The following is a 5,630-nucleotide window of genomic DNA, read 5'->3' as shown; positions in this document are numbered from 1 at the left end:
AATCTCTTGCTTTTCGACACCAGTTTTTCCACGTCAAAGACCAATCCAATTTGATCGCATCTTTTCCAGCCTTGGCGTGCCAATGCCCACAAAAATCCTCAATCGTTCGAATAACATCAAGCCCAAGGTTACGGGCATATTCTCGATCCTCCTCATCTGGCAACCAATCGTCAGGAAGTCTTGAGCCACGTTTTGATTTAGCTTGGGGGGTATTTTTATATTTAGGGGGTATATCTAATTTATTAGATATATCTATTCTATTCTTATCTATTTTATTCTTATTAAGTGCATCTTGTTTTTGGCTATTTTCTGCGTTTTCTTCATGCATACACGTAACGCCCTCGCTGCAAGGTTGCTGCATAGACGTTGCAACATCGCTGCGTTTATGCTGCGTTGAAGTAGCGCTTACGTTGCTTTTACGGTTTTTAGATTGGCTTTCTCTGACCATACGACGTGAAAATACAATGCCATTTTCGTCAACAGAACACACGTTGTTTTCAATTAAGATTGAAAGTTGCTTTTTAATCGTACGAGAATCAAGACCTGTCAATTTTGATAACTGTAAAGCGCTCATTGCTTTGTTGTTAATTTGTAAATAACCTTGACGTTCGTTGTTGAACATAACTCGCAACAAATGCATCCAAAGTCCCTGAGCTGTTAAATTGCACGATTGTAAGGCACCGTCATTTGCCCAATCATCCCAATAAAACTTTGACCATTTATATCCACTTTCCTTAGCAGCCATTACACGCTCTCCTCTTTAATAAGAACCAAATAACCGTCACGGTGGGGTTGTAGTCGTTTTGCGTGAATAAGCTCGTGAATGGATCGGTTAATCACCCATAAATTGAATCGTAGTTTCTCTGCGATTCTTTGGCGTGTGATAAAGCGAGAAGAGCCATTGCTGCCTTTTAGGTCAAAGGTCGCATGTCTTAATAAATGCTGGTAGACCTCGTCGGTAATACGACTTAAAGTGCGCTGTTGATCGCTCTGCGCGCATATCGTAATCGCTGGGTGTATCTTTATGTTGCTCGGTGTTTGTTGTGGATGAGGCATCATGCTGCCTCCTTTTGAGCAAACGCAAGGGTGCCGTCTGTGTCACGGGTCAAATAGCCTTTTTCTTCTAACTCTTGAGCTGCTTTTCTTAAGGACTCTAAAGTGAATATATAATCCGTGGCTCTGGCAACATGTTTAGTATAGAAATAGTCGTATTCTATCAAGTTTATTTCTTTTAATTGCTTATTACCAAGAGCTACGCTTGTACGTCCCATACCTACTAAAAACACTAGTTCCTTAGCCAACATGATTGCATTTTGGGATAAGTTTTCTAAATTAATAATATGTATAGGATATTCTAAAGTAAGCTTAAAAACTTCTTTCTTTACAATTTGCCCGTTGTTCTCTATTTTTGTCATTGCTCATTCCTTTGGATTACAGAGCCATTGTGAGGGGCATCGGTCGCCAAACTTAGACCCTCACAATGATTTAATTGGTTGTTTTGACTATTCATTACATCCCCAATGCATGGCGATATACATCAAACAAAGTCTCTTGTTCTTCTATCTCAGACGGTTCTTTTTTGCGTGCGCTGATAATTCGGCGAATGACTGGCACATCAAATCCTGCTGATTTAGCCTCGGCATAAATGTCTTTGATGTCATTGGCCAGACCTTTACGTTCTTCTTCGATACGCTCAATCCGTTCAATAATACTGCGTAATCGATCCGCTGCAATCCCGCCTACTTCCGGTTCATCGTTCATCTAATCATTCCCATAAAAATGTTTTAATTCTTGTTCTGCCATTTCCAGAGCTTTATTTTGCTTTTGGAAATACCCAAAACCAAGCCATTGAATATAAAGCCACCCAATCATCAAAGCTGGTGGAAACCCTCTAAAAATTCCAAAACCAAATCGCCCTAAAGTTATTCTAATCCACGGCATTTTCTCGTTGCCTTTTCTGTTTACGTTCTTCGACAAGGCTTAATATTCTGCTTGCAATTTCGTCATTCTCAATCATTAATTCTATTAACTTTTCTGAATCTGGAGCGCATTTTTTATAAAACCAATTATTTACAGAATGATGTGATATACCCAGCTTTGAAGCCAATATTTTTGCGCCATTTTTTAAAGGCTTAAATGGTCCACAAACGATTTCACAAATATCTTCTTTTATATTCTGATGAATGATCTCCATTTTTTGTCTATTTCGCTCATTTTTTTGTCTAAATTGACAAAGATTAAAACTTAACTTTTTCATTTAATTCCTCCATATTAACAATCACGGAATGATTGCTAATATGAAGGAAGACGGAAAGCATGAACCCAATGGATCGAAACGTTGATACAGTCCAAAAGATTCATCTGGTTCATACTTTCCCCTTTCCACTCAACGCATTGAAAAGAAAGGGCAGAGTATGGCGGGAAAGGAATTTGATTCTCTTTCTTTAATTAATTCGTTGGTAACAGCAACTATAATATGGAAAGATACGCATGTCACAATTAATTTGTAATTTTTTACTAAAATTTTGTCAATATAAAACAATTGTCGAGTTAAAAATACAAGGTGAATTTAACCAAAAAAACATGTAAATAACAAATATGCGTGACGTAGATAAAAACAAAACCGTTGGCGAAAGAGTCAAAAATTACAGAGAGTCACTTGGTCTTAGCCAAGGGAAGTTGGCTAAACTCGTCCAAGAAATAAGCGGAAAAAAATGCACACAACAGACGATTGGCAATATCGAATCTGATAGTGTGAAGAATAGTCACGCCTTGCCATATGTAGCAATTGCACTTGGTGTTAGCCTAAGCACACTGAACCCAGATTTAGATGATAATATGAGCTTAGTTGTCGCCAGAGATGTCGGATATAACCCTCTTCCTCATAACAGACGACCAACAAATAACGCAAAGACCTTACAAACTAATCCAACTTCAATACAAACATCACCTTTTAGTTCACTGCTACCTCTAGTAAATGAATTAAACCCTGATATACCAGTTTTCGGCACAATTGATTTGACTGATGATGGATTCATCATTACCGATACGCCTATTGATTTTATTCCCAGACCATCTGTTGTAAAACTTGAAAAAGATGCATTTGCTATTTCTATTGGGGTTCGCACTTTGGAACCCGCTATACGAATCGGAAACACTATTACCTTACACCCTAGAAAACTGGCGCATAACGGCGATTTATGTTTATTTTTCAATCAAGAGCAAGCAACTTATACCATTGGTGAATGGATAGATGATATGGGCAATGATTACCATATTAAGCAATACACACCACAAAAAACAAAAAATTTACCTAAAACATCATGGGTAAAACACTCGATAATTGTAGCAAATTTCTTTTAATTAACAAAAATATACAAATTATAACAAATTATTTGTTTACAGTATAAAATTATAATGTTAACACTATTCCTATGACCAACATGGTCAGGGGCTTTTGGTGTTATTCCCCCTAAGAATCAACACCATCAAAAAGACGCTTCTTCCAAATCGTCGCCCCCTTATTTTGTTAATGGAGGAAATTGTGGTCGATAAAATTACCAATATGTTTATGTATACCACCAGCACACGAAAAATCACCAATTTACAGCAATTACCCGAATGGATATCAAGTAAATGTGTAGGATTGTCGAGAATAGATGACGATATAGCACTTTTATTAAAAGACGGTTCATATTTGAGATGTGGAATAGACGATTGTATTATTGGTAATGGAGCACAATTAGAGAAAATGTCATCTTCTTATATTTGCACCATTTTAAATACTTTTGAATATCAACAAAGTTTGCAGAAGGATTACCCCAAACGGGAAGGACCATGACGGAATCGATACAGCCACGGTCTTAGTCTTATTTACGGGTCAAAGAACATAATTGATAATTACCTTTTGGGTAATCTTTTGTCAAGTAGGAATTTTACTAATGGGTAACAACGATAAAATTAATTATGATATATTCTGTAGCATGACATTAAATGAACGACTTACATTCCTTAGAGAAAGAAAAGGTATCAATAAAGCTGAGTTGTGCGCCATAATGGATGTTGCGCCAGCTACTGTTACCCAATGGGAATCTGGAAAAAAAAACCCCGGTCGTAAAAATTTAAGTAAATTGGCAGAATTCTATGGCGTTACCCTTGATTACCTTATTAAAGGTATTGAAAAGAAAGAATTATCAAGCCATGAAATCGAACTTATAGACTTGTATCGTAATGCATCAGAGAGCATTAAAACAGCAATCTGGTCAATTCTATCCAATACAAAATAGACAATTCATAAATAGAAATTAGACGTAATTGAAAATATTTTAAATGAAGTTACCTAAAAGTTAAAAATATATCTTTACATAAAGTTACCTTTTAGGTAATATAAATCATAATAAAAAAGAGGCTAGCTCTTCGACCTTCTAGCCTCTTTTCCCCCTCAACTAAGAAAGGAATATTTCACCATGAATATTATAACAGACCAATTTGGTATCGTTGAAACAATCATAATCAAAATTGACGGAAAAGTTATTCTAGCAAACGGATCAGAAATTTTTACCGAAGATAACGCCAAAAACGTATCTAAAAAATTAAAAAGCGCTATCAACATTGTGAAACTTGAAGAAAATGCCACAGTCCAAGAGTTAGCTTTTGTAATCCATCAAGACAAAAGATTTTATAAATTTATAAAAAACAATCGCGATAAAGTTGCAGATGAATTGTTGAAAATCCCTACACGTCAGGAATGTATTGCCGAAGTTTTTCGAGGAGTTAGCATCAAAAAACATACCAAAAGTTTGGACTGGCGAGTACGTCAAGCTGTCTTTCAACGCGGGTATAGTCAAGATAGCTTAATCAACGACCCCCACCCGCTAGTTGCAATATCTGCATAATATTTGAAAAGAGGCTAGCTCTTCGACCTTCTAGCCCCTTTTCCCCTCTCAACTAAGAAAGGAATATTTCACCATGAAATATGAACAACAAATATTCAATCCTCAGGCGTGGAGTCAAGAGGATTTGCAAAAGAAAAAGAAATTAGAAGACGAAATCATCATGTTTGATCGTCTTACTGGTCAAAGATTTGCCTTTGATGCTTTAAACCACAATTACCATTATTATCGTCAGCGCTCCATTGACGCACGTACCGAACTTAATTCCCTGATCGAATCCAACAACAATCTGATTATCCCTGTGGAGAAATTTCATGGAAGACAAGCAAACGCTCTTTGAAATCAACACTGCAATTATAGAATTGATGAGTCAGAAAGATAGGCATTTAAAATTAGCTCATGATTTCTCATTCTTTGCAGGTCTGACAAGGCAAGTAAGATTTCATCAAAACGAAGCAGAATATTTGCAAAACCGTATTGATAAACTGACAGAACAAAAATTCAAAATCCTTAACCAATCCCAAAAACAATTCTTATCTTTGGAGGAAGTCAATGGTTAATTATCCTTCAAATTTTGAAATCACTGAGGCTGATATCTATTACGATATGCCAGCATCAATCTATCACAGTGATCCATGCCCTACCCCCAGCTTATCCAATAGCCTTATTCGGGATTTGCTAGACAAAAGTCCTTATCACGCAGCATGGAAACATCCAAGATTTATCACACCTAGCAAG

At 36.5% G+C, this 5,630-nt stretch carries 11 protein-coding genes and 2 pseudogenes; 7 read left to right on the top strand and 6 right to left on the bottom strand.

Features of this window, described 5'->3' with window-relative positions; genetic code table 11:
- The 6 genes and pseudogenes from PQG54_RS12165 to PQG54_RS12140 form a co-directional block, all read right to left on the bottom strand.
- A pseudogene (locus tag PQG54_RS12165) lies at positions 1–745 on the bottom strand (hypothetical protein); the annotation flags it as partial.
- Positions 745–1,059 (bottom strand): hypothetical protein, encoded by a 315-nt coding sequence (locus tag PQG54_RS12160; protein ID WP_271790802.1) that lies wholly within the window; start codon positions 1,057–1,059, stop codon positions 745–747. The pseudogene PQG54_RS12165 and the gene PQG54_RS12160, both read right to left, overlap by 1 nt.
- A complete protein-coding gene (locus PQG54_RS12155) occupies positions 1,056–1,415 on the bottom strand; it encodes a hypothetical protein (protein WP_271790803.1) in 360 nt (119 codons plus the stop codon). Before PQG54_RS12155 ends, PQG54_RS12160 begins: the two co-directional genes overlap by 4 nt.
- Before the next feature lie 94 nt (positions 1,416–1,509).
- The gene (locus PQG54_RS12150; RefSeq protein WP_271790804.1) at positions 1,510–1,761 is read right to left on the bottom strand and encodes a DUF2312 domain-containing protein; all 252 of its coding nucleotides are present in this window, start codon (positions 1,759–1,761) and stop codon (positions 1,510–1,512) included.
- Entirely contained in the window at positions 1,762–1,941 is a 180-nt protein-coding gene (locus tag PQG54_RS12145) for a hypothetical protein (RefSeq protein ID WP_271790805.1), read from the bottom strand. It lies immediately after the preceding gene.
- On the bottom strand, positions 1,928–2,257 hold the full coding sequence (locus tag PQG54_RS12140) for a hypothetical protein (protein ID WP_271790806.1): 330 nt from the start codon (positions 2,255–2,257) through the stop codon (positions 1,928–1,930). Before PQG54_RS12140 ends, PQG54_RS12145 begins: the two co-directional genes overlap by 14 nt.
- Positions 2,258–2,598: 341 nt before the next feature.
- On the opposite strand from PQG54_RS12140, the gene PQG54_RS12135 reads away from it, so the two are divergent.
- The 7 genes and pseudogenes from PQG54_RS12135 to PQG54_RS12105 form a co-directional block, all read left to right on the top strand.
- Entirely contained in the window at positions 2,599–3,363 is a 765-nt protein-coding gene (locus PQG54_RS12135; RefSeq protein ID WP_271790807.1) for a helix-turn-helix domain-containing protein, read from the top strand.
- 97 nt (positions 3,364–3,460) lie between these two features.
- Positions 3,461–3,841: a hypothetical protein gene (locus PQG54_RS12130; RefSeq protein WP_271790808.1), complete on the top strand. Its 381-nt coding sequence runs from the start codon at positions 3,461–3,463 to the stop codon at positions 3,839–3,841.
- 100 nt (positions 3,842–3,941) lie between these two features.
- On the top strand, positions 3,942–4,286 hold the full coding sequence (locus tag PQG54_RS12125; RefSeq protein WP_271790809.1) for a helix-turn-helix domain-containing protein: 345 nt from the start codon (positions 3,942–3,944) through the stop codon (positions 4,284–4,286).
- 180 nt (positions 4,287–4,466) lie between these two features.
- Positions 4,467–4,895, top strand: a complete 429-nt coding sequence (locus PQG54_RS12120) for a hypothetical protein (RefSeq protein WP_271790810.1) — start codon at positions 4,467–4,469, stop codon at positions 4,893–4,895.
- Positions 4,896–4,968: 73 nt separating this feature from the next.
- Complete coding sequence (locus PQG54_RS12115; RefSeq protein ID WP_271790811.1) at positions 4,969–5,232, top strand: hypothetical protein; 264 nt, start codon at positions 4,969–4,971, stop codon at positions 5,230–5,232.
- Positions 5,207–5,452, top strand: coding sequence for a hypothetical protein (locus PQG54_RS12110; protein WP_271790812.1), 246 nt, complete (start codon positions 5,207–5,209; stop codon positions 5,450–5,452). The genes PQG54_RS12115 and PQG54_RS12110 overlap by 26 nt, the downstream gene beginning before the upstream one ends.
- A pseudogene (locus tag PQG54_RS12105) lies at positions 5,445–5,630 on the top strand (hypothetical protein); the annotation flags it as partial. The gene PQG54_RS12110 and the pseudogene PQG54_RS12105, both read left to right, overlap by 8 nt.

This window comes from Commensalibacter communis, from assembly GCF_947179015.1.
In the GTDB taxonomy this organism is placed as follows: Bacteria; Pseudomonadota; Alphaproteobacteria; order Acetobacterales; family Acetobacteraceae; genus Commensalibacter; species Commensalibacter communis.
This window is presented reverse-complemented; position numbering and strand designations above follow the sequence as displayed.

Excerpts from the sequence above, each read along its gene's own strand:
- PQG54_RS12150 (WP_271790804.1), bottom strand. The coding sequence starts at position 1,761 with ATGAACGATGAACCGGAAGTAGGCGGGATTGCAGCGGATCGATTACGC.
- PQG54_RS12145 (WP_271790805.1), bottom strand. The coding sequence starts at position 1,941 with ATGCCGTGGATTAGAATAACTTTAGGGCGATTTGGTTTTGGAATTTTT.
- PQG54_RS12155 (WP_271790803.1), bottom strand. The coding sequence starts at position 1,415 with ATGACAAAAATAGAGAACAACGGGCAAATTGTAAAGAAAGAAGTTTTT.
- PQG54_RS12125 (WP_271790809.1), top strand. The coding sequence starts at position 3,942 with ATGGGTAACAACGATAAAATTAATTATGATATATTCTGTAGCATGACA.
- PQG54_RS12160 (WP_271790802.1), bottom strand. The coding sequence starts at position 1,059 with ATGATGCCTCATCCACAACAAACACCGAGCAACATAAAGATACACCCA.
- PQG54_RS12135 (WP_271790807.1), top strand. The coding sequence starts at position 2,599 with ATGCGTGACGTAGATAAAAACAAAACCGTTGGCGAAAGAGTCAAAAAT.
- PQG54_RS12110 (WP_271790812.1), top strand. The coding sequence starts at position 5,207 with ATGGAAGACAAGCAAACGCTCTTTGAAATCAACACTGCAATTATAGAA.
- PQG54_RS12120 (WP_271790810.1), top strand. The coding sequence starts at position 4,467 with ATGAATATTATAACAGACCAATTTGGTATCGTTGAAACAATCATAATC.
- PQG54_RS12115 (WP_271790811.1), top strand. The coding sequence starts at position 4,969 with ATGAAATATGAACAACAAATATTCAATCCTCAGGCGTGGAGTCAAGAG.
- PQG54_RS12140 (WP_271790806.1), bottom strand. The coding sequence starts at position 2,257 with ATGAAAAAGTTAAGTTTTAATCTTTGTCAATTTAGACAAAAAAATGAG.